The organism is Streptomyces sp. YJ-C3, assembly GCF_053891275.1.
Genome location: NZ_CM132685.1, coordinates 5407037 through 5427581, shown reverse-complemented (window position 1 = coordinate 5427581; position 20545 = coordinate 5407037). Strand labels below are relative to the sequence as shown.

The 20545-nt window shown below is 72.8% G+C and carries 18 protein-coding genes; 8 read left to right on the top strand and 10 right to left on the bottom strand.

The window, feature by feature from the left end:
* The first annotated feature begins 138 nt into the window (after nt 1–138).
* From ACVHNB_RS24250 to ACVHNB_RS24240, 3 genes are read left to right on the top strand one after another with little or no spacing between them, the layout of a single operon-like run.
* Nucleotides 139–444: an SHOCT domain-containing protein gene (locus ACVHNB_RS24250; protein WP_428957745.1), complete on the top strand. Its 306-nt coding sequence runs from the start codon at nt 139–141 to the stop codon at nt 442–444.
* Nucleotides 441–1211, top strand: a complete 771-nt coding sequence (locus ACVHNB_RS24245; protein WP_428956574.1) for an ABC transporter ATP-binding protein — start codon at nt 441–443, stop codon at nt 1209–1211. Before ACVHNB_RS24250 ends, ACVHNB_RS24245 begins: the two co-directional genes overlap by 4 nt.
* On the top strand, nt 1208–3769 hold the full coding sequence (locus ACVHNB_RS24240; RefSeq protein ID WP_456225863.1) for an ABC transporter permease: 2562 nt from the start codon (nt 1208–1210) through the stop codon (nt 3767–3769). The genes ACVHNB_RS24245 and ACVHNB_RS24240 overlap by 4 nt, the downstream gene beginning before the upstream one ends.
* A gap of 27 nt (nt 3770–3796) precedes the next feature.
* Here the strand turns inward: ACVHNB_RS24240 and ACVHNB_RS24235 are convergent, their stop codons facing one another.
* A complete protein-coding gene (locus ACVHNB_RS24235) occupies nt 3797–4309 on the bottom strand; it encodes an ATP-binding protein (RefSeq protein WP_428956576.1) in 513 nt (170 codons plus the stop codon).
* Between the two features lie 203 nt (nt 4310–4512).
* Nucleotides 4513–4827 (bottom strand): hypothetical protein, encoded by a 315-nt coding sequence (locus ACVHNB_RS24230; RefSeq protein ID WP_428956577.1) that lies wholly within the window; start codon nt 4825–4827, stop codon nt 4513–4515.
* 327 nt (nt 4828–5154) lie between these two features.
* On the opposite strand from ACVHNB_RS24230, the gene cds1 reads away from it, so the two are divergent.
* Nucleotides 5155–6297, top strand: coding sequence for an L-cysteine desulfhydrase Cds1 (gene cds1, locus ACVHNB_RS24225; protein WP_428957746.1), 1143 nt, complete (start codon nt 5155–5157; stop codon nt 6295–6297).
* 67 nt (nt 6298–6364) lie between these two features.
* Here the strand turns inward: cds1 and ACVHNB_RS24220 are convergent, their stop codons facing one another.
* Together ACVHNB_RS24220 and ACVHNB_RS24215 are read right to left on the bottom strand one after the other, a co-directional pair.
* On the bottom strand, nt 6365–6859 hold the full coding sequence (locus tag ACVHNB_RS24220) for an SRPBCC family protein (protein ID WP_428956578.1): 495 nt from the start codon (nt 6857–6859) through the stop codon (nt 6365–6367).
* 86 nt (nt 6860–6945) lie between these two features.
* Nucleotides 6946–7773, bottom strand: a complete 828-nt coding sequence (locus tag ACVHNB_RS24215; RefSeq protein ID WP_428956579.1) for a DeoR/GlpR family DNA-binding transcription regulator — start codon at nt 7771–7773, stop codon at nt 6946–6948.
* A gap of 210 nt (nt 7774–7983) precedes the next feature.
* On the opposite strand from ACVHNB_RS24215, the gene ACVHNB_RS24210 reads away from it, so the two are divergent.
* Entirely contained in the window at nt 7984–10428 is a 2445-nt protein-coding gene (locus tag ACVHNB_RS24210) for a hypothetical protein (RefSeq protein ID WP_456225862.1), read from the top strand.
* On the opposite strand, the gene ACVHNB_RS24205 is transcribed toward ACVHNB_RS24210, so the two are convergent.
* The 4 genes from ACVHNB_RS24205 to ACVHNB_RS24190 form a co-directional block, all read right to left on the bottom strand.
* The gene (locus ACVHNB_RS24205) at nt 10398–12806 is read right to left on the bottom strand and encodes a right-handed parallel beta-helix repeat-containing protein (protein ID WP_456225861.1); all 2409 of its coding nucleotides are present in this window, start codon (nt 12804–12806) and stop codon (nt 10398–10400) included. The two genes, ACVHNB_RS24210 and ACVHNB_RS24205, sit on opposite strands and share 31 nt — an antisense overlap.
* Nucleotides 12807–12932: 126 nt before the next feature.
* Nucleotides 12933–13538 carry an Rv1733c family protein gene (locus ACVHNB_RS24200; RefSeq protein ID WP_456225860.1) on the bottom strand — a complete coding sequence of 202 codons (606 nt, stop codon included), beginning with the start codon at nt 13536–13538 and terminating at the stop codon, nt 12933–12935.
* Nucleotides 13539–13710: 172 nt separating this feature from the next.
* Nucleotides 13711–14535: an MOSC domain-containing protein gene (locus ACVHNB_RS24195; protein WP_456225859.1), complete on the bottom strand. Its 825-nt coding sequence runs from the start codon at nt 14533–14535 to the stop codon at nt 13711–13713.
* 61 nt (nt 14536–14596) lie between these two features.
* Nucleotides 14597–15019 (bottom strand): DUF6643 family protein, encoded by a 423-nt coding sequence (locus tag ACVHNB_RS24190; protein WP_428956584.1) that lies wholly within the window; start codon nt 15017–15019, stop codon nt 14597–14599.
* 267 nt (nt 15020–15286) lie between these two features.
* Here ACVHNB_RS24190 and ACVHNB_RS24185 point away from each other — a divergent pair, with 267 nt between their 5' ends.
* A complete protein-coding gene (locus tag ACVHNB_RS24185; protein ID WP_456228940.1) occupies nt 15287–16549 on the top strand; it encodes a TerD family protein in 1263 nt (420 codons plus the stop codon).
* A gap of 18 nt (nt 16550–16567) precedes the next feature.
* On the opposite strand, the gene ACVHNB_RS24180 is transcribed toward ACVHNB_RS24185, so the two are convergent.
* Nucleotides 16568–17743: a glycosyltransferase gene (locus ACVHNB_RS24180; protein ID WP_456225858.1), complete on the bottom strand. Its 1176-nt coding sequence runs from the start codon at nt 17741–17743 to the stop codon at nt 16568–16570.
* 58 nt (nt 17744–17801) lie between these two features.
* Between ACVHNB_RS24180 and ACVHNB_RS24175 the strand changes: the two genes are divergently transcribed.
* A complete protein-coding gene (locus ACVHNB_RS24175; protein ID WP_456225857.1) occupies nt 17802–18587 on the top strand; it encodes a glutamate racemase in 786 nt (261 codons plus the stop codon).
* Nucleotides 18588–18663: 76 nt separating this feature from the next.
* Nucleotides 18664–19227: a hypothetical protein gene (locus tag ACVHNB_RS24170; RefSeq protein WP_428956587.1), complete on the top strand. Its 564-nt coding sequence runs from the start codon at nt 18664–18666 to the stop codon at nt 19225–19227.
* Nucleotides 19228–19239: 12 nt separating this feature from the next.
* Here ACVHNB_RS24170 and ACVHNB_RS24165 read toward each other — a convergent pair whose 3' ends face one another.
* Complete coding sequence (locus ACVHNB_RS24165; RefSeq protein WP_428956588.1) at nt 19240–20316, bottom strand: O-antigen ligase family protein; 1077 nt, start codon at nt 20314–20316, stop codon at nt 19240–19242.
* Nucleotides 20317–20545: the final 229 nt, after the last annotated feature.

Below are 20545 nucleotides of genomic sequence, written 5' to 3'. Positions count from 1 at the left end.
CACCCCTCCTCGTACTCCCGCGGTGGTACGCGGGGTGCCGCTGGCCGTACGACGACGTCGACCCCCGGCCGGCGCGACGCTCGACTCATCACCCACAACAGGTGGAACCCCCTCCGGCAGACCTGGGAGATGAGTAAGATGCAGACCCTCGCGCACTTCGGCGGCGACGGCCCCGGCCCGTGGATCCTTCTCTTCCCGCTGATCTGGGCGGCCGTCGTGGTCGGCGGCGTCACGCTGCTGCGGCGCACCGTCCGGCGCGGCGGGCGCGGACCCTGGCGGCCCGGGCCGCGCGTCGACGAGCACTCGCCGATCGCCGTGCTCGGCCGCCGCTTCGCCGCCGGTGAGATCGACGAGGACGAGTACTGGCGCCGGCTGACCGTCCTGAACGAGGAGTTCGGGCACTACGCCACCGGCGGCAGGCCCGCCAAGGGCGGTGTGGCATGACCACCGCGACGCTCACCCGCACCGCGGCGCGCGTCGAGCACGCCGTCAAGGTGTACGGCCGCGGCGACACCGCCGTCCGTGCCCTCGACGGCGTGAGCGTCGGTTTCCGCGCCGGACGGTTCACCGCCATCATGGGCCCCTCCGGCTCCGGCAAGTCCACGCTGATGCACTGCGCGGCCGGGCTCGACACCCTCACCGAGGGCTCCGCCCACATCGGGGACACCGACCTGAGCGCGCTGGACGACCGGCGACTGACCCTGCTGCGCCGCGACCGCGTCGGCTTCGTCTTCCAGGCCTTCAACCTCGTGCCGACGCTGACCGTCGCGGAGAACATCACGCTGCCGACGGACCTCGCCGGTGCCCGCCCCGACGCCGACTGGCTCGACACGCTCATCGACGCCGTCGGCCTGCGCGACCGCCTGCACCACCGGCCCGCCGAACTCTCCGGCGGGCAGCAGCAACGCGTCGCCGTGGCACGGGCGTTCGCGGGCCGGCCCGATGTCGTCTTCGCCGACGAACCCACCGGCAACCTCGACTCCCGCTCCGGCGAGGAGGTCCTCGGGCTGCTCGGCCGCACCGTGCGGCAGACGGCCCGCACCGTCGTCATGGTCACTCACGACCCGGTCGCCGCCGCCCACGCCGACGAAGTCGTCTTCCTCGCCGACGGCCGCCTCGTCGACCGCATGGAGCACCCCACCGCCGAGAAGGTCCTCGACCGCATGAAGGCCTTCGACAGCACCGCGTCCCGAGCGGCAGGTCCGTCATGAACGCAGCCGTGCGTCTCAGCCTGAAGTCCCTGACCGCCCACAAACGGCGCTTCGCCGGTACGTTCACCGCCGTGCTGCTCGGCGTCGCGTTCCTCGCGGGCACCCTCGTCATGGGCGACACGCTCCGCGCGAGCTTCGACTCCATGTTCGCGGGCGCCAGCAGCGGTACCGACGCCGTCGTACGCAGTACGAGCGTCATCACCACGCCCGGCGAGAGCCAGGGCACCCGCCGCCCCGTCGACGCCTCACTCGCGGACGACCTCGCCGAGGAGCCCGCGGTCGCCGCCGCGGCACCGAACATCCAGGGCGCGGGCCAGCTCCTGGCGGCCGACGGCTCACCCATCGGCGGCCAGGGCCCGCCCACCCTCGCCGGCAACTGGATCGACGACCCGGAGCTCAACGCGTACCGGCTCGCCGAAGGCCGCACCCCGCAGAGGTCCGGAGAGGCCGTCGTCAACCGCGGCGCCGCGCAGCAGGGGCACCTGAAGATCGGCGACACGACGACGCTGCGCACCCCGGAGCCGGTGCAGGTGACCATCGTCGGCCTGGCCACGTTCGGCGGCGAGGACGGCATGGCCCAGGTCACCTTCACCGGCCTGACCCAAGCCGACGCCGAGAAGTACCTCACGGCGAAGCCGGGGGAGGCCGCGACGATCCAGGTCCGCGCGGCTCCCGGCGTGAGCCAGCGGCAGCTCGTCGACACCCTGGCGGCTCGTCTTCCCGGGGGAGTCGAGGCCCTCACCGGCGCGGAGTCGGCGCAGGAGAACACCGACATGATCTCCGGCCAGTTCCTGAGCCTGTTCACCACGTTCCTGCTCGTCTTCTCCGGCGTCGCGCTGCTCGTCGCGACGTTCTCGATCCACAACACCTTCGCCATCGTCGTGGCCCAACGCACCCGCGAGAACGCCCTGTTGAGGGCCCTGGGCGCAGCCCGCCGTCAGGTCACCGCGGCGACGCTCGTCGAGGCGGGCGCCGTGGCCGTCCTCGCCTCGGCCGCGGGTCTCGCGGGCGGCATCGGTATCGCGGCCGGACTCCAGGCGCTGTTCCCGGCCATCGGATTCCCCTTCCCCGACGGCGACCTGGTGATCAGCGACCTGTCGATGCTGCTGCCGTTGGCCGTGGGCGTCGTCGTCTGCCTGGGCTCGGCCCTGCTCCCCGCCCTGCGCGCGGGACGCACCGCACCGCTCGCCGCTCTGCGGGAGACCGCCGTCGACGCCTCGGGTGCTTCCCGCCGCCGCACCGTCCTCGGTGGCACGCTCGGTCTCGCCGCCGTCGCCGTCACGCTGGTCGGCGTCCTGGCTTCACCGTCCCTCGCGTCGGCCGGCACCGGCGCCGTCCTGCTCCTCGTCTCGTTCGTCGTGCTCGGCCCGGTCGCCTCGACCGCCGCCGTACGCGTCCTCGGCAGCCCGGTGGCCGGGCTGCGCGGTGTCACCGGAGGCCTCGCCCGCCGCAACGCCCTGCGCAGCCCGAAGCGGACGGCGGCGACCGCCAGTGCCCTGATGATAGGTGTCGCCGTGGTCTGCCTGTTCACGGTCTTCGGCGCCTCCCTGAAGACGACCATGAACCAGACGGTCGACCGGTCCTTCGCGGGCGACGTCGCCGTGTCCACCCCGTCGTTCGGCGCGGGCGGCAGCGGCCTCAGCCCGAGACTCGCGCCCGCCGTCGCCGAGCGGCCGGAAGTCGCCACGGCCGTCGGGCTCGGCCGGGGCGTCGCGGACGTCGACGGCAAGGGCCGCGCCCTCACCGTCACGGACCCGGCCGCACTGGAGCGGGCCTTCGACCTCGGTACGGTGCAGGGCTCCATGAAGGGCCTGGGCGCCGACGGCATCGCCCTCACCCGCACCGAAGCCGACCGGCAGCACCTCACGGTCGGGGACACGGTCCGGCTCGCCTTCACCGACGGGACGAAGGAACCCTTCACGGTCCGCGCCGTCTACGGCCGCTCGGAACTCGCCGGCGACTACGTCATCACCCGCGAGGCCTGGGCGCCGCACCGCACCCAGGACGCGGACACGCTGGTCTCCGTCACGTTCAAGGACGGCGTCACCCAGGCCGACGGCACCGCCGCGGTCGAGAAGGTCGCCGCGGCGTACGGCAATCCGGAGGTGCAGACCCGCGACGAGTACGCGCAGTCCGCGGCGGGCGGCATCGACATGATGCTGACCCTCGTCTACGCGCTGCTCGCCCTGGCCGTCCTCATCGCGCTGCTCGGCATCGCCAACACGCTCACGCTCGCGGTGCACGAACGTACCCGTGAACTGGGCCTGCTCAGGGCCGTCGGCCAGACCCGCGGCCAACTGCGCGCCATGGTCCGCTGGGAGTCCGTCCTCGTCGCCGCGTTCGGCACGGCCGGCGGTCTCGTCCTCGGCGGGTTCCTCGGCTGGGTCCTGGTCGAGGCGTCCGACGGCGCGAGCGACAGCGCCTTCGCGTTCACGCTGCCGCCGGCGCAGCTCGTCGTGGTGGCCCTGGTCGGGCTCGCGGCCGGCGCGCTGGCCGGACTGCGACCGGCCCGCAGGGCGGCACGCCTGGACGTACTGCGCGCCATCGCCACCGAGTGACGTACGGGAGCGGTCGTCACCGCCCGGTCAGCCTGCGACGGCCGACCGGGCGGGAGCATGCCCCGATACGTGCCGCTCGGGAGCGTCGGCACACAGTGCGGCCGCGGACCCGTACACCGGATACGGGGGCAGAGCCACCGCGGGCGACGGGGCGGGCAGCGTGAACCAGACGACCTTGCCGCCGTCGCCGTGCGGCCGCACTCCCCAGCTCTCGCTGACCGCGGCCACCATGGCGAGACCGCGGCCGCAGGTCGACAGCGGCTCCGCGTCGCGCACCACGGGAAGGCGTGGATCGTGGTCGAGGACCGAGACCGTGAGCCGCTCACGGAGCAGCTCGATCTCCACGGTGCACATCTTGTCCGGCTCGGCGTGCCGGTGGACGTTGGTCAGCAGCTCGGTGACACCGAGCGCGGCAAGGTCGATCAACGGATCGAGATGCCAGTAACGCAACTGCGCCGATACGATTCTGCGGACCTGTCCGATCCGCGACGGCAGGGCTTGGAGCTCCACCGCGCAATGCCTGCTCGGCTGGCTGATCACGGCTGCGACTCCCCGAAGTGAGGTCCGGAAGACGAGAACGCATCGAGCGGAGCGACCACGCTGTGACAGGACCGCCCGCTACGTGTCCGGCGGGCTGGTTCGCAGCGTCATCGCCGGTGCACCCTGAGTAGTGATGTGTGACCAGCGTGACCCAGGGGATGCGGGCGTGCAACTTCGGCGGCTGTTCCCGGTGCTGCTCCGGGTCAGGTGGCGCGCGCCGCGGCGCTGCGGACGGCCTCGATGAACCGGCGGGCGGCGGGCGGCCCGGCCTCTCCGCTCTGGCCGCCGAGACGCAGCAGATAGCGCCGGCCGTCGACCTCCGCCGTGGCGCGGTCCTCGGAGCCGAACCAGGGCTTGCCCGCACGGACTTCACGCAGCGGCGCGCTGTCGATCTCGCTGCCGTAACTCGTCAGCAGTTCCAGCCTGCCACCCGCGATCCGGATCTGTCCGGCCCGGGTCAGCGAGCGCAGCCGCCGCCCGATCCGCACGCCCGTCGCCGTGAACTCCGGCTCCGCCATGCTGTTTCGCCCCCTTGAGTGCCTTCGTGCGGTGCAGTCTGCACGCACCGGGCCAGGAGCACCAGTGTGCATGTGGACGCGGTGTGAAGCGGTAGGCGCAAACGGAATATGCGCCCCCTCGCCCGAGCGTTCCCCAGCTGCGCCAGGCGTGCCTTTGAGGTGCTCAAAGGCGTGTTTATGCAGGTGAGAAGCGTGTGGAAGGTGTCTATGATCGAGGCGTCCGGTCACTTCGGCCGGACCCGCACCGGCTCGCACGGCACCCCCTTCTGTGAGGTCTCGCCCGGGCCGACGCTCGGAACGACGCGAAGGAGCCGCGCGGTGAGCATGATGCAGCAGGGTCGCCCCGCGGGCGACGGTACGGCGGGGGAGCCGATGACGACGCTCGATGTCGACCACACGGACTCCGCATACCGGACGTGGCTGAAAGAGGCTGTCCGAAAGGTCCAGGCCGACAACAACCGCTCGGCGGACACCCACCTGTTGCGCTTCCCGCTCCCCGAGCACTGGGGCATCGACCTTTATCTGAAGGACGAGTCGACACACCCCACCGGCAGCCTCAAGCACCGCCTCGCGCGCTCGCTCTTCCTCTACGGGCTGTGCAACGGCTGGATCCGGCCGGGCCGCCCGGTCATCGAGGCGTCCAGCGGCTCGACGGCCGTCTCGGAGGCGTACTTCGCGAAGCTGATCGGCGTCCCCTTCATCGCAGTGATGCCGCGTACGACGAGCGCCGAGAAATGTCGACTGATCGAATTCCACGGCGGCCAGTGCCACTTCGTCGACGACTCCAGAACGATGTACGAGGAGTCGGCGGCCCTCGCCGCCCGCACCGGCGGCCACTACATGGACCAGTTCACGTACGCGGAGCGGGCCACGGACTGGCGCGGCAACAACAACATCGCCGAGTCGATCTACCGGCAGATGGAGCTGGAGCGCTACCCCTGCCCGACCTGGATCGTGGCGACGGCCGGCACCGGCGGCACCTCGGCCACGCTGGCCCGCTACGTGCACTACAACCAGCACGACACCCGCGTCTGTGTCGCCGACCCCGAGAACTCGTGCTTCTTCGAGGGCTGGACGACCGGCAATCCCGACGCCACCAGCGACTGCGGCTCCCGCATCGAGGGCATCGGCCGCCCCCGCATGGAGCCGAGCTTCGTGCCCGGCGCCATCGACCGCATGATGAAGGTCCCCGACGCGGCGAGCGTCGCGGCGGTCCGCGCCCTGGAGCAGGCCATCGGCCGCAAGGCGGGCGGCTCGACGGGCACCGGCCTGTGGAGCGCGCTCAAGATCGTCGCGGAGATGGTGGCCGAGGGCCGCAAGGGCAGTGTGGTCACGCTGCTGTGCGACCCGGGCGACCGGTACCTGGACAAGTACTACTCGGACGAGTGGCTGGCGCAGCAGGGGCTGGACATCGGGCCGTACGCGGAGGCGATCCGGCTGCTGCTGGAGACGGGGGAGTGGCCCCGATAGGTCCCCTCCGGCCGATCACGGCCCCGCGCCGCGTGCGGAACGAGGTCCGGGGCGACGCCCCGTGACCTCAACTCTCGGCGCGGGGTGCCGAAGCCAGCCGCCGCTCAAGCGCCCCCACCGCGTCCCGGAACGCCCGCCCTAGCCCGGCCCGCCCCACCTTCAGCCCGATGCGGAACGGCGCGGCCCCGTCCGCCGCGAAGGTCCACTGAACCCGCGCGCCACCGGGCACCTCGACGATCCGCCACTCCTCCAACAGGGCCCGGATCCCCGGTGCGTTCGTCTCGTCGACCCGGTACGCGTAGACCGCGTCCGGCTCGGGTTCGGCGGCCACGATCGTCTCCAGGAACCGCGTCCCGCCCTTGAGGCGGACCTCCCGCCGGGCCCCCTCGTCGAGCGGCCGGGCCAGCGTCACCGCCGAGAACCACTGGGGCCACCCGGCGACGTCCTCGGCGAGCGCCCGGTACACCGCCCCGGGCGAGGCCGACACCTCGCGGGCGAACACGAGCCGGACCGGGGCGGTCTCGACGAAATCGAGGCCGACAGGCAGAAGACGGCGTGCCATGAAGGTTCAGCCCCCCTACTGGACGCCCCAACGGGCAAGCGGAACAGACTGGTTGACCGGGTACGGACACCATAGCTGGCAGTCCGTCAGATGTCTGTACCGGACTCCGGCTCACCGGCGACGACGAGCCGCACGTGCTCGGAGACCTCCGCGCGCGCCTCCACCGGCAGCCCCGCGTCCGTCACCAGCGTGTCCACCTGATCGAGGGCCGCGAACGAACTCAGGCCCACGGTGCCCCACTTGGTGTGGTCGGCCACGACCACCACGCGCCGCGCGGACTGCACGAGCCGCCGGTTCGTCTCCGCCTCCGCGAGGTTCGGCGTGGACAGGCCGGCCTCCGGGCTTATGCCGTGCACCCCGAGGAACAGCACGTCGAAGTGGAGCGCCGCGATGGCCTGGTCGGCGACCGGTCCCACCAGCGAGTCGGACGGCGTGCGCACGCCACCGGTCAGCACCACCGTCGCCGCGCCCGGCCGGCTGCCCGAGCTGCGCTGCGCCGCGTGGAACACATCGGCCACCCGCACCGAGTTGGTGACCACCGTCAGGTCCGGCACGTCGAGCAGGTGCTGCGCCAGCGCGTACGTCGTCGTGCCACCGGACAGCGCGATCGCCGTACCGGGCGCGGCCAGGGCCGCCGCGGCGCGCGCGATGTCCTCCTTGGCGGTCAGCTCCAGGCCGGACTTCGCCTCGAAGCCCGGCTCGTGCGTGCTGGCCTCGACCACCGGGACGGCGCCGCCGTGCACCTTCTCCAGGACGCCCTGCCGGGCCAGCGCGTCCAGGTCACGGCGGACCGTCATGTCGGACACGCCGAGCTTCCTGGTCAGTTCGTTGACCCGGACGCCGCCGCGGCGGCGGACCTCCTCGAGGATCAGGGCGCGGCGCTGCTCTGCGAGGAGGTTCTGATTCTCGCTCACGTCCCGTCGGGTCCCTTCGCCTGGTCACGCCTGCCACACGGCCTGCTCTGGTCTGTCATCCTCGCACGCGCCACCGACACGCGTACCACCGCCCGCGCGTGCGACCTGCACCTCCCCGACACAACGATCGGGGAGATTCCGTGACGAGGGGTGCGGACGGGAGCGCTGAGCCGGGATCCTGGTGGAGTTCAGAACGGGGGACACCACGACATGGCGCGCGAGAACCTTCAGAACCGCGAAGACCTTGAGAGTCACGCGGACCTTCAGAAGCACAAGGATCTTCAGAACCACACATCCCACGAGAACCACCAGGCCCACGAGGCACGGGCAGCGGACGAGACCGCTCTGGAACTGCTCGTCCACGGAGTCGGCGGCACCACACCCCAGGAGATGCTCGACGACCCGCGCACCGTGCGGGTGTCGGGCGACGAGACGGCGGCGGTCTTCCGACGCGTCGACGACGTCGACGCGGAGAGCAGACCCGAGGACTACCGGGGCAAGCCCGTTCCCGAGGCGTACGTCTGGTGCAACCTCACCTCGGGCAACGGCTCACGGGCCCTGTGGCTGGTGCTGCTGCCCTTCATGATCGTCAACCTCGCCCACTGGATGCGGCCCAACGCCCTCCGCAAGTCCGGCGCCGTACGCTTCTACGGGCTGCTCGTCCGCCTCGCCGGACTGACCCTCACGGTCCTCTTCGTCGCCGCCGCGTGCGAGGTCGCCCTCGATCTGACGGCATGGCAGTGCGCGGGCACCGCGGCGTGCGGCGAACAGCGGACGTGGCTCGGTTTCCTCGCCGTCGACGCGCACGGCGACGGCGGCTGGTGGAGCCAGCCCGGCCGCCGCCTCGCTCTCGCCGCGCTCGTGCCCACCGCCCTCACGGCCCTGCTCTGGTGCCTCTCGCACCGCACATGGAGCGCCTACGAGTCCCACCTCCCGCCGTCCCACCAGCCCGAACCCGACGACGGCGACACCAGCACCGCCCTCGGCAAACCCGGCTTCTGGTACGGGCGCCGCCTGGTCGCACGGCTGCGCGCCGCGCACTCCGCGGCCGGCCTGCTCACCGTCGCCGCCGCCGTCGGCACCGCGGCGGCCCGCCACGACCGGGCGCCCGGCGGCCCCGTGCTCCTCGACATTCTGGGCCGCATCCTCGTCGGCGCCCTGCTCGTGGGGGCGGTCGTCGTCATCGGCGTCGTCGCCCACCGCGGCCGCAGCGAGAACACGCTGGACGTCGGCCTGGACCGCGTCCTCGTCCGCGTCCTGCCGTACGGGGCGCTCGCCCTGCTCGCGCTGAGCATGCTGTACGCGGGCTGGTCCCGTCCCGGATGGAGCTCGTCCGGACGGCTGCCCGGCGACGTGACCTTCGGCGGCATCGCCCTCGTCCAGGGCTCCCTGGTGGTGGCCCTCGCCGTCGTCGCCAAGGTGATCTACGGCAGGGCCCCCGACCGCCGAACCGCCCTGCGCGGCCTCGGCGGTCCCGCCACCGCGATGCTCGCCTGCGCCCTCGGCGGCGTGATGACCGGCGGCGTCGCGCAGCGCGTCGCCGACTGGCTCGACGGCACCAGCGGCCTCATCAAGGGCCCGCCGGTCCTGCTCTCCTGGCAGGCGTCGGTGATCCCGCCGCTGCTGGTCGTCATCGCCGCCTTGTGCGCCGCCCTCGCCGTCCGCACCGCGCGCGTCAAGAAGCGCGAGACCGCCCAGGTCCGGATCGACTACCACCTCGACGGCCGGCCCGGCGCGAGCGGCGAACCCTCCGACGAGGCCCGTACCGATCGCATCGCGGGCACGCGCGCGCGTGCCGCCCTCACCGACCGGGCCCCGCTGATGATCGGCGTCATCTCGTCCGTGACGCTGCTGCTCGGCGCCCTCGCCGTGGCCGGCGCCTGGTCGACCGGCGACGTCCCGGGGGCCGCGGCCGAGGGCACGTACTCCGTCGTCGAGGGCGCCGCCGACACCGCGCAGGCGCTCGGCTCCTGGCTGATCGGCGTCGGCTTCATACTGTTCGTCACCTGGGGACGCCGCGCCTACAAGGACCCCTCCGCGCGCCGCACCATCGGCATCCTCTGGGACGTGGGCACCTTCTGGCCGCGTGCCGCGCACCCCTTCGCGCCCCCCTGCTACGCGGAGCGCGCCGTCCCCGACCTGACCTGGCGCATGGACACATGGACGCGCACCACCGGCGGCCGTCTGGTCCTGTCGGGCCACTCGCAGGGCAGCGTCCTCGCCGCGGCGGCCGCCTGGCAGCTCCACCCCTCGGTGCGCAAACGCGTCGGACTGCTCACCTACGGATCACCGCTGGAGCGCCTGTACGGGCGGTGGTTCCCGGCGCACTTCGGACCCGCCGCCCTGACATCCCTGCACCGCCAGGTCGACTGCTGGCGCAACCTGCACCGCAGGACCGACCCCATCGGCGGCCCGATCCGGCTGTCCGGCGACTGCGGTCCGCAGGTCGACCACCCGGCCCTGCTCGACCCGCTCGCCTACGGCCGCACCGAGCAGCACCCGCTGCCCGCACCGATCCTGGGACACAGCGACTACCAGGCCGACCCGGTCTTCGCCGAGGAACGGGGACGGCTGCTGGCCCGCCTGAAGCCGGGCCTCCCGCAGCCGCGGCCCGAGGGCGAGCCTCAGGGCAGCTCGGGGAGGTCGTCCGGGTAGAGGAGCGTCAGGTCGTCGGTACTGGGCTCGTCGACCTGGGCGACGCGCCCCGCGTGCCGCTCCACCATCGACTCGAACGTCTGGCGCGCCGTGCGGCCGTTGCCGAACGCCGGGCCCTTCGGGATCGCCGTGAAGTACTTCAGCAGCGCTTCGGGCGTCCCGGCGGCGAGCCGGTACTCGTGCTCGTCGGCCTGCTGCTCCACGATGTGCAGCAGCTCCTCGGGAACGTAGTCGGAGAAGGTGATGGTCCGTGAGAAGCGGGACGCCACACCGGGGTTGACCGACAGGAACCGCTCCATCTCCGCGGTGTAGCCGGCGACGATGACGACCACGGCGTCCCGCTGGTCCTCCATCAGCTTCACGAGCGTGTCGATCGCCTCACGGCCGAAGTCGCGCCCGGAGTCCTCGGGGGACAGGGCGTACGCCTCGTCGATGAACAGCACGCCGCCCTGGGCCCGTTGAAAGGCCTCCTGGGTGCGGATCGCCGTCGACCCGATGTGCTCGCCGACCAGGTCGACCCGGGACACCTCGACGAGATGCCCCTGCTCCAGGACGCCGAGCCCGGCCAGGATCTCGCCGTACAGACGCGCCACCGTCGTCTTGCCGGTACCGGGGGAGCCCGTGAACACCAGGTGACGTCGCACGGACGCCGCCTTGAGGCCCGCCTCCTGGCGTCTGCGGCCCACCTCGATCATGTCGGTGAGCGCCCGGACCTCGCGCTTGACGCTCTCCAGGCCCACCAGGGCGTCGAGCTCACCCAGCACGTCCTGGGACGGACGGGACGCCTTCGGCGCAGACTCCGCGGCCGCCGCGGGCCGCTGGTCGGGCAGGGCGCTGAGCAGCCCGACCGACTGGGTGGCGGTCTGCACGGCCGGTTCCGGGGCGGCCGGCACGCCGCCCGGGCGGACGCCGCCGCTCTCGTCACTCGTGCACTCCTCCACGAGCGGACCGTCCTCGGCGAACTCGTAGCCACCGCGCGCGCACCGCTCCGTACGGCACTTCTTCAGGGTCGTACGGCAGCCGTCGATCACGTGGAATCCGTAGCCGCCGCTGCCCGTCACGCGGCAGCCGGTGAAACTGCCCCGGCCGCCGGCGGACACGTAGAAACCCGCTTCCGCGGGAGCCGTGACCGTGCAGCGCTCGATCGTCGGGTCGGCGCCCTTGGTGACGATGACGCCGGTCTGGATCGTGTCCACCGTGCAGTTGGCGAGCGTGCCGCCGCTGCCGTGGTCGCGGAACCAGGCGCCGGTCGCGGCCTCACGGATGCGGCAGTCGTCCAGCTGCGCGGTCGCCCCGTCGCTCACCGACACCGCGGTGTTGCGCACCTGGGACAGGTCGCTGTCGACGACGTCGACGCGCGAGCCGCGGTCCAGCACGAACAGCGCGTCCGGCACGTCGTGCACCCGGCACGCGTCGAGCACGGCGGTCGCGCCGTCGCTCACCCACACCGCCGGGTAGTCGCCGGTGCTGTCGTGGATCTCGCACTGATTGGCGTCCACGCGTGTGCCCGGGTCCCAGACCGACAGGCCGTTGCGCCCGAACATGCGCACCGTGGACCGCGTCAGCGTGAGCACGGACCGAGACCGCAGATCGATCGCGTTCTCCGGAATGTCGTGGATGCGGCAGTCCGCGAGCGTGAGCACCGCGTCCGTGTCGAGCGTGACGCCGTCGGCCGTCGTGCGGTGCACGTCGCAGTCGGTGAGGTGGGCCGTGGCGCGGCCGGTGATCTGCACGCCCGAGCCCTTGACCTCGTACACCTCGCAGCCCACGGCCTCCAGGCCGCTGTGCTCGCCGGTCGCGGACAGCCCTGAACCCGAGGTGTGGTGCACCCGGCAGCGCTCCAGGCGCGGGTGCGCGCCGCCGCGTACGGCGACCCCGGCCTGACCTGCGGCCACGACCTCGCACTCTTCGAAGACGCCGCCCCCGCCGTCCAGGACGGCGATGCCGATGCCCGCGGGATTGTCGACTACGCAGCGCCGCACGGTCGGGCGCGCGCCCCCGCGCACCTCGATCCCGGAGGCGGACCGGGTGACGACCCGTATGTCGACCAGCTCCGGGGCGCCCTCCTCGACGAGCAGCGCGGGCGCCGCCGCGTCCTGCCCCTCGATGTGCAGGTCCTGCACGGTCGCCGAGGCCCGCACGGTCAGCGGCACCCCGTCGACGGGCGCGATGCGCACCGAACCGGGGGAGCCCTCGGGGCCGCGCAGGGTCACCGCCCGCTGAACGACCAGATTCTCTCTGTACGTGCCCGCGGCGATGGTCAGGACGTCTCCATCACCTGCTGCTTCCAGGGCGGCGGCCAGTGACGCGTACTCACCCGTGCGGCGCCGCCACCGCGATGTGCCGGTGTGCGTCACCTGGACCGTGCCCTGTGCCATGGCGCTGATCTGCCCCCACCTCGTCGTACGCGGGTCGTGTTCACGCCCTGCCCGGCGCTGTTCCTGCGAAAGGTGGGTCCACCGTAGCGTGCGCGGAGCACGGTAGTTGACCGGAGTCGCACCCTGTCAGCTGCCCGTGCCCGTCCTGCCCCAGTCGGGACCGGCGATGTCCCAGGCCTGGTCCCAACGCGCGTACCGGCGACGGACCATGCGCCACACGACCAGGCGCCTGGTGCCCTCGACGAGACCGGTGACGGCGACGGCGGCGCCGAATCCGGCCAGCACCGCGTGCGTGGTCGCTGTCGTGCGGTCGAGCGGGCGGCCCACGACCTGGCCCCGCCCGTCGATCCACAGCGGGAACGTGTCGCCCGTGTGCGGAGTGTTGAGCGCGGCGATGACCCGGTCCCGGTGGGCTGTGCCGTCCGGCGCCTTCCAGGTCGCGATGACCCGGCTGTGCGCGTCCCGCGCGGTCGAGGTCTCCGGATCGGAGTCGAGCGGCGGCTGTGCCACCTTCTGCACCACCGTCGCCGTGACCTGGTGCCGCAAGCTCCGCTGTTCCTGGACCGAGCGGTACAGCGCGTCACGCGACAGGGATCCCGCGACGACGCCGACGACCGGTGCGGCGACGACGATGAGCATCAGCGCGACCAGTGCGACCCACGCCTCCGCCAGGTCGGTCCTGCGGCGCAACGGATTGCGGCGCCAACGCCAGAGCCCGGTGATCGCTCGCACAGCCTGCACCCCCTTCCGCTCCCGTCCTGACCCCGGACGGCGGCGTCCACGCGCGGCTGGGGCCCGGTAGAGCCACCTCAACTCCGTGCGACGCTGAACGCCGATGGTTCCGACGCTGCCATTGTCCCTCAACGAGCGTGTCGGGCCGTCGGGTTCCCCGACCGGGTGACGGTTATTCGAGAACGGTGACCGGATCCCCCACGCGCACGGAGCCGGCCGACTCGGGCACCAGGTTCGTCCCGAAGCACAACTGGTCGCCGAAGCGGCGGTGGCGGGCGAGCGTGCGCAGCGGTTCCTTGCCACGCTCCGCGGTCTCCTGGTCCGTGGTCGTGACGACGCAGCGGCCGCACTTCTTGGTGATGCGGAAGGTCACCTCGCCGATCGCGATGCGCGACCAGTCGTCCTCGACCCAGGGCGAGGTCCCGGAGACGACCACATTCGGCCGGAAACGGTTCATCGGCAGCGGCCCCTCGTCCGCGTGGTCACCCTGCGCGATGAGGGAGTTGAGGGCGTCGAGCGAGGAGAGGGTGGTCACCAGCAGCGGATACCCGTCGGCGAAGCTGACGGTCTCGCCGGGGCGGGCGTACGCCGGGTCGATCGGGCGTCTGGTCGCCGGGTCGTCCAGATGCAGCAGACGTATGTCCCTCTCCAGGTACGCGCTCCACCAGGCGTGCGCCGCAGGGGCGGCGAGCACCGCCTCGACCTTGTCCTTCCAGACCTCGATCGTGGTCGTGGCGCCGGGCTCGGGGACCTCGACCGTCAGCGGGTCCCTACCGGGGGCGGACAGGCGAACGCCGCCGCCGGGCAGCGCCTCGGCGGCGGCCAACGCCAGCCTCGGGTGCGGGCGTTGCGTCACGATCTTGTTCGCGGCGTCGACCAGCACCCAGCGGCGGTCCCCCGCGAGTCCCCACGGCTCCACGACCGCCTCACGCGGGGCGAACCCCCGGACCGCCTTCAGCGGGTGGACGTGGATCGAACTGAGTACAGGTTGCGACATGGGGCCATCCTGCCAGCAGGCACCGACAGCCCCGGGTGCGGGCGGAGCGAATCGTCGTGGCTCAGTAACCGCGGTACTGCTGGCGGCTGTACGGATCCTCGTACGGTGCCGGGGCGGGCCGGGGCGCGGCCGGACGCATCGCTTCGTAGCCGGTACCGGGCGCCGGTCGCTGCGGCTGGGCCTGCGGGCCCGGGTAGCCACGCGGCGCGGCGGCCTGCTGCGGGATGTACGCGGTCGGGGCCGCCTGCATCGGAGCGGGCTGCTGGGCGCCGTAGCCGTACTGCGGCGAGGGCGCGGACGGGAGTGCGGGAAGAGCCGCCGGCAGGGCGGGCAGATGACTGCCGGTGTCGTACGCGGAGGGAACCCGGATCGGGGCGATCTGGGGCGTGCCCCGCTCTGCGACGAGGGAGTCGTAGATCGGAGTGTCCGGGAAGGACGGCGCGGAGTAGTAACCGCCGCCATAGGTGGAGCGGGGGGAGGTCATGGCACATAAGTTAAGCCCACGATGTGGCCGTTGGGGTAGACCGATAAGAGGGTTCTTTTGCGCGTCGGCCGTGACTGCGTGTCCCCAATGCGAGCGAACTTGGGAAAATCGGTCGCCGTTCGGCGTTGTGATCGTGTAAAGGCCGAGTTCCTGAAGGGTTACCAGGGGTTGGCCAGCGATCTTCATACGCGCCTCTGGGGTCCTTTACGTGCCGGGGAATAGGTTGACGGGGGAACCCGGAGATGAGCGTTGGGGGCAGACATGACAATGGCCAAAGGATCGAATGTCGCGGTGCCGGCTCCGGCGGTGCGGGTCGAATTGGGATGGCGTTCCGGCCCGGGTGTGCCCGACACCGATGCGTCGGCGCTCCTCCTCGCCTCCGGGAAGGTGCGCTCCGACGCGGACTTCGTGTTCTACAACCAGCCCGCGCACGCGTCCGGCGCGGTGCGGCACGAGGGCAAGAGCGCCGCGGAAGGCGCCGTCAGGGACACCCTGCTCGTCGACCTCGCGCGCGTGGAGCCGGCCATCGAGCGGGTGGTCCTCGCCGCGTCCGCGGACGGCGGAACGTTCGCCCAGGTACCGGGCCTCTACATCCGGGTCGTCGACGCGGCCGCCGGTACCGAGATCGCCCGCTTCGACAGCGCCGACGCGACGGTCGAGACCGCGTTCGTGCTGGGCGAGCTGTACCGGCGCCAGGGCGCCTGGAAGTTCCGTGCGGTCGGTCAGGGCTACGGCAGCGGCCTCGAAGGGCTCGCCACCGACTACGGGATCACGGTCGACGAGCCGCAACATGCCACGCCGGCCCCGACACCCGCACCGGCGCCGACGTCCGCACCGCGGATTCCGGCCGCCCCGATGAACCCGCCGCCCACGGCACCGTCGCCCGCCCCCGCGCCTCTGACCAAGGTCACGCTCACCAAGACGGCTCCCACCGTGTCTCTGGCGAAACAGGGCGGCACATCCGGTGCGATGCGCGTCAATCTCAACTGGGAGATGCGCAAACAGTTCAGCGGCTGGGGGAGCAAGCGCGGCCGGGCGACCGCGATGCACCGCGATCTCGATCTCGACCTGTGCGCCCTGTTCGAACTCGCCGACGGACGCAAGGGCGTCGTGCAGGCCCTGGGCAACGCTTTCGGGGCGCTGCACCAGCCCCCGTACATCCACCTCGACGGCGACGACCGCAGCGGAACCGTCGCGACCGGTGAGAACCTCAGCATCAACCTCGACCACAAGGACGCGTTCCGCCGCATTCTCATCTTCGTGACGATCTACGAAGGCGCCCGCAGCTTCGCCGACCTGCACGCGACGGTGACGCTGCAGCCGTTGCACGGGGCGCCCATCGACTTCTCCCTGGACGAGTGCACGGTGCCCTCCACGGTGTGCGCGCTCGCCCTCATCACCAACAACGGCGGCGACCTGACCGTCCAGCGCGAGGCCCGCTATCTCGTCCCCGCCCGGGGCGTCAGCCCCCAGCGCACCGTGGACCAGGCCTACGGGTGGGGCATGAACTGGACGCCGGGCCGCAAGTAGCTCTCCGTAGCGCCGGGTTCACCGCTGTTCGGGCGCGGCGTCGGGACGGGCGTAGGTACGCCCCTTCCACGCCGCGCCTCGACCTCTGTAGTGCTGCACCGCGGAATCGACCGTCATGAGGAGATAGAGGAACGCGGTGAACGGCAGAAGCGGAGCCAGCCAGAGGGGCTGCCGGTAGTAGCGCAGCATCGGGAGGTACGTACCCGTCATCACGGCCCAGGCGAGCGCGCCCAGCAACGCGGTCGGCGCGCTCCCCGCGGCCAGGCCGACGCACACGGCGGCCGGCGGCACCAGATAGACGAGCGCGAGGCCGAGCACCGTGCCCAGCAGCACCAACGGGTTGTGGCGCAACTGCGCGTACGCGCTGCGCGACACCATGCGCCACAGATCGGCCAGGCGCGGATACGGCCGCACACTGTCGACGTGCTCGGCCAGGCCGAGCCAGATGTGGCCTCCCGAGCGCTTCACGGCCAGCGCGAGCGAGACGTCGTCGATCACCGCCTGCCGGATGGCGTCCGGGATCCGCGCCCGCTCCGCCGCAGCCGTCCGCAACAGGACGCAGCCGCCCGCCGCGGCGGCCGTGCGCGACTCCCGCCGGGCGATCCACCGGAACGGATAGAGCTGCGCGAAGAAGTACACGAACGCCGGCACGACGAGCCGCTCCCAGACGCTCGCCACCCGCAGCCGCGCCATCTGCGAGACCAGGTCGAAGCCGCCCGCGTCGGCCGCGGCCACCAAGGTGCGCAGGCTGTCGGGCTCATGGGCGATGTCCGCGTCGGTGAGCAGCAGAAACTCGGGTCCACGCGCGCGTGCCAGACCGATGCCGTGCCGCAGCGCCCACAGCTTCCCCGTCCAGCCCGCGGGCGGCTCGCCGGGGGAGTCGACCGTCAGCGGCAGTCCGCCGTGCCGCTCCGCGAGGGCCCGCGCCACCTCGCCCGTACCGTCCGAACTGCCGTCGTCGACAAGGAAGATCTCCGCCCGGCCCGGATAGTCCTGGGCGAGCAGCGACGGGAGGCTGTCCGGCAGGACCGCCGCCTCGTCCCGGGCCGGCACCACGACGCACACGTCCGGCCAGTTCGCGGGCTCCGTGCGCGGCGGGAGCCGCAGATCCGTGCGCCAGAAGAAGCCCTGGCAGAGCAGCAGCCACAGCCATGCGGCCAGCGAGGCCGCGGTGATCCACGCAACGACGTCCATCCGCCGCAGTCTGCCGCACCGGCCCGGCTCCGTCGGAGCCATCGTCTATGGTTTCCGGGTGAAGATCGCGCTCATGGACTCGGGAATCGGACTGCTCGCGGCCGCCGCCACGGTACGGAGCCTGCGGCCCGACGCCGATCTCGTGCTCTCCTCCGACCCCGACAGCATGCCGTGGGGTCCGCGCACCCCGGAGGACGTCACGCAGCGTGCGCTCGCCGCCTGCGAGGCCGCCGCGGCGCACCGGCCGGACGCGCTGATCATCGCCTGCAACACGGCCTCCGTGCACGCCCTGCCGGCCGTGCGCGCCCGGCTCGAACCGGCGATCCCCGTCATCGGCACCGTCCCCGCGATCAAGCCGGCCGCCTCGGGCGGCGGCCCCCTCGCCATCTGGGCCACGCCCGCCACCACCGGCAGCCCGTACCAGCGCGGACTGATCCGCGACTTCGCCGCCGGGGTCGAGGTCACCGAGGTGCCGTGCCCCGGGCTCGCCGACGCGGTGCAGTGGGCCGACGAGGAGGGCATCGACCGGGCCATCGCGGCCGCGGCGGCGCTCACACCGCGTGACGTCCAGGCCCTCGTCCTGGGGTGCACGCACTACGAACTGGTGGCGGAGCGCATCCGCGCCGCGGTGCAGCAGCCCGGCGCCGCGCCCCTCACGCTGCACGGCAGCGCCGGGGCCGTCGCCGCGCAGGCCCTGCGCCGCATCGGCGAGCGACCCCCGGCCGCTCCGGGCACGCACGGCGGCCTCACGGTGATCCTCAGCGGGCGTACGGAGCCGCTCCCGCAGGCCGCTCTCACCTACGCGGAAGGCCGCTCCCTGCAGGCAGTCAGCCACGCGGGCTGAGCGAGAACCCCGATACGGAGCAGTCACGCTCCGCAAGCCGGTGCCTCGACACCGGAACATGAGTAGGCTCGTGTCCATGAGGGAACACGCCGCCGACGAACACCCCGGGCGACGCACTTCCGCCCACGCGAGCGACATCTGGACCGGTCGCGCACACAACCGTGTGCAGTGGCTGCTGGCCATGGGCGGCTTCGCCTGCCTGGCCCTCGGCATCGAGCTGGCCGTGGACAACTCGTGGGCCACGGGCATCGCGGCCCTGGCCATGTCCGTCGTCGGGCTCATCGCCGTCGGGCTGCTCGTCCTGTTCGGCACCCTCGCGTTCCTCCACGTCGCCGTGAAGGTCGACAAGGACCACCTCGAGGTGCGCTGCGGCCATGTCGGACTGCCGCGGCGCCGCATCCCCCTGGCCCATGTGGTCGACGCGGACTTCGCGCCCCGCGTCACGCCCCGGCAGTGGGGCGGCTGGGGTTATCGGTGGCGTCCCGAGATCGGTACGGCCGTCGTGGTGCGGCGCGGCGAGGGCGTGGTCCTCAGCCTCGGTGACGGCCGCAAGTTCACGGTGACCGTGGACGACGCGGAGGACGCCGTGCGGCACATCCGCGACCGCCTCAAGCCGAAGGCGGCAGGCCCCGCCGTCTGACCCCTCGCCCGCTCACCCGTGGCCGCTCCGGACATCCACCGGGGCGGCCTCGTCGTGCGGTGGGTCGTTCGGGAACGGCTCCGCGGTGGCGATGCCCGCGAGCAGGCCCACGCCCGCCGTCACCGTCGTGAAACTGAGGGCGTTGCCGAGGGACGCCAGCGCGGCCACCATCGTCAGCGCCGCGCCCGCGGCCAGGACCACCTGCGTCGAGCGGGTCGAGCGCCACAGCGCGCACAGCAGCCAGCAGTAAGCGGCCGCGAGCAGGACCACACCGACGACCCCCTGCTCGGCGGCCACCTGGAGGACGGCCGAGTGCGGTCTGCCGTCGGGCAGCGGCGACTGCGCGAGCGTCGGGCTGAGCTCCTCGAAGCGGCCGGGGCCGACGCCCAGCCCCGGATCGGACGCGGCCAGGTCCAGGGCGTCGCGCCACAGCAGGACACGGTGCGCGGTGAGCCGGCCCTCCAGCGAGGCGGTCAGGCCGGCCGGCAGCACGTTCCGGGCCAGGGCCGCGCAGAGGCCCGCCACCATGGCCGTCGCCACGCCGAGGCCCGCGAGACCGAACGCCCTGTGGCGTGTTCCGGCCGCCGCGAGCGAGGACAGGACGACGACCGCGCAGGCGGCGATCCCGGCCCAGGACCCGAGGACGGCGGCGACCACGACCGTCCCGGCCGCCAGGACGTGCAGAGCGATCCGCAGCCCGCGGTGCCGCGCCGACCACGCGGCGCAGCACAGCGCGCCCGCCGACAGGGCGAGCAGCGCGGCCGTGGCACCGGCGCGCCCGAGCGGGGCCATGGTGTCCGGGGCGGGAACGGTGTGCGGGGACAGCACCGCCAGAAACAGGCCGCCGGCCCCGGCCGCGGCGGACGCGGTTGCCGGAAGGAGAGCCCCGCCGATCCGGCCGCACGCATAGCCCGCGGCGACGGCGAGCACGGCGAGGAGCATCCCCTCGGGCCGGCCTGCCCGCGCGGTCGACGTGACGAGTGCCCACACGGCGCAGCCGCCGAGGACGCCGAGGCCCGCCGCGTCGGTCAGCGCACGGTGCCGGGCCGCACCCGCGCCGGTGCCCGCAGACCACCCCGTGGTTCCCACCCACCGCCCCCCGACCGTGACGGCCCCCGACATGGTGGCCGGATCCGGCGGTACGTCGGGGACTCGGGCACACGGTAACGGCTGGTGTGCCGCTGTGCGCGGGAGTTGCGCAGGAACGTTTCGGAGGCGCGGTGGCCCGCACACGCCGTGGCTCCTGGGAGAGGCGTGCTCCCGAGGGCCCGGCGGGCCGACCGCCATGTCCCCCTGACAGTGACGCGCCGTACACTCC

What these genes read in the sequence shown, in the direction of transcription:
- cds1 (WP_428957746.1), top strand. Translation starts at nt 5,155, where the DNA reads ATGCAGCAGGGTCGCCCCGCGGGCGACGGTACGGCGGGGGAGCCGATG.
- ACVHNB_RS24250 (WP_428957745.1), top strand. Translation starts at nt 139, where the DNA reads ATGCAGACCCTCGCGCACTTCGGCGGCGACGGCCCCGGCCCGTGGATC.
- ACVHNB_RS24220 (WP_428956578.1), bottom strand. Translation starts at nt 6,859, where the DNA reads ATGGCACGCCGTCTTCTGCCTGTCGGCCTCGATTTCGTCGAGACCGCC.
- ACVHNB_RS24195 (WP_456225859.1), bottom strand. Translation starts at nt 14,535, where the DNA reads ATGTCGCAACCTGTACTCAGTTCGATCCACGTCCACCCGCTGAAGGCG.
- ACVHNB_RS24180 (WP_456225858.1), bottom strand. Translation starts at nt 17,743, where the DNA reads ATGGACGTCGTTGCGTGGATCACCGCGGCCTCGCTGGCCGCATGGCTG.
- ACVHNB_RS24205 (WP_456225861.1), bottom strand. Translation starts at nt 12,806, where the DNA reads ATGGCACAGGGCACGGTCCAGGTGACGCACACCGGCACATCGCGGTGG.
- ACVHNB_RS24240 (WP_456225863.1), top strand. Translation starts at nt 1,208, where the DNA reads ATGAACGCAGCCGTGCGTCTCAGCCTGAAGTCCCTGACCGCCCACAAA.
- ACVHNB_RS24230 (WP_428956577.1), bottom strand. Translation starts at nt 4,827, where the DNA reads ATGGCGGAGCCGGAGTTCACGGCGACGGGCGTGCGGATCGGGCGGCGG.
- ACVHNB_RS24170 (WP_428956587.1), top strand. Translation starts at nt 18,664, where the DNA reads ATGAGGGAACACGCCGCCGACGAACACCCCGGGCGACGCACTTCCGCC.
- ACVHNB_RS24190 (WP_428956584.1), bottom strand. Translation starts at nt 15,019, where the DNA reads ATGACCTCCCCCCGCTCCACCTATGGCGGCGGTTACTACTCCGCGCCG.
- ACVHNB_RS24210 (WP_456225862.1), top strand. Translation starts at nt 7,984, where the DNA reads ATGGCGCGCGAGAACCTTCAGAACCGCGAAGACCTTGAGAGTCACGCG.
- ACVHNB_RS24185 (WP_456228940.1), top strand. Translation starts at nt 15,287, where the DNA reads ATGGCCAAAGGATCGAATGTCGCGGTGCCGGCTCCGGCGGTGCGGGTC.
- ACVHNB_RS24245 (WP_428956574.1), top strand. Translation starts at nt 441, where the DNA reads ATGACCACCGCGACGCTCACCCGCACCGCGGCGCGCGTCGAGCACGCC.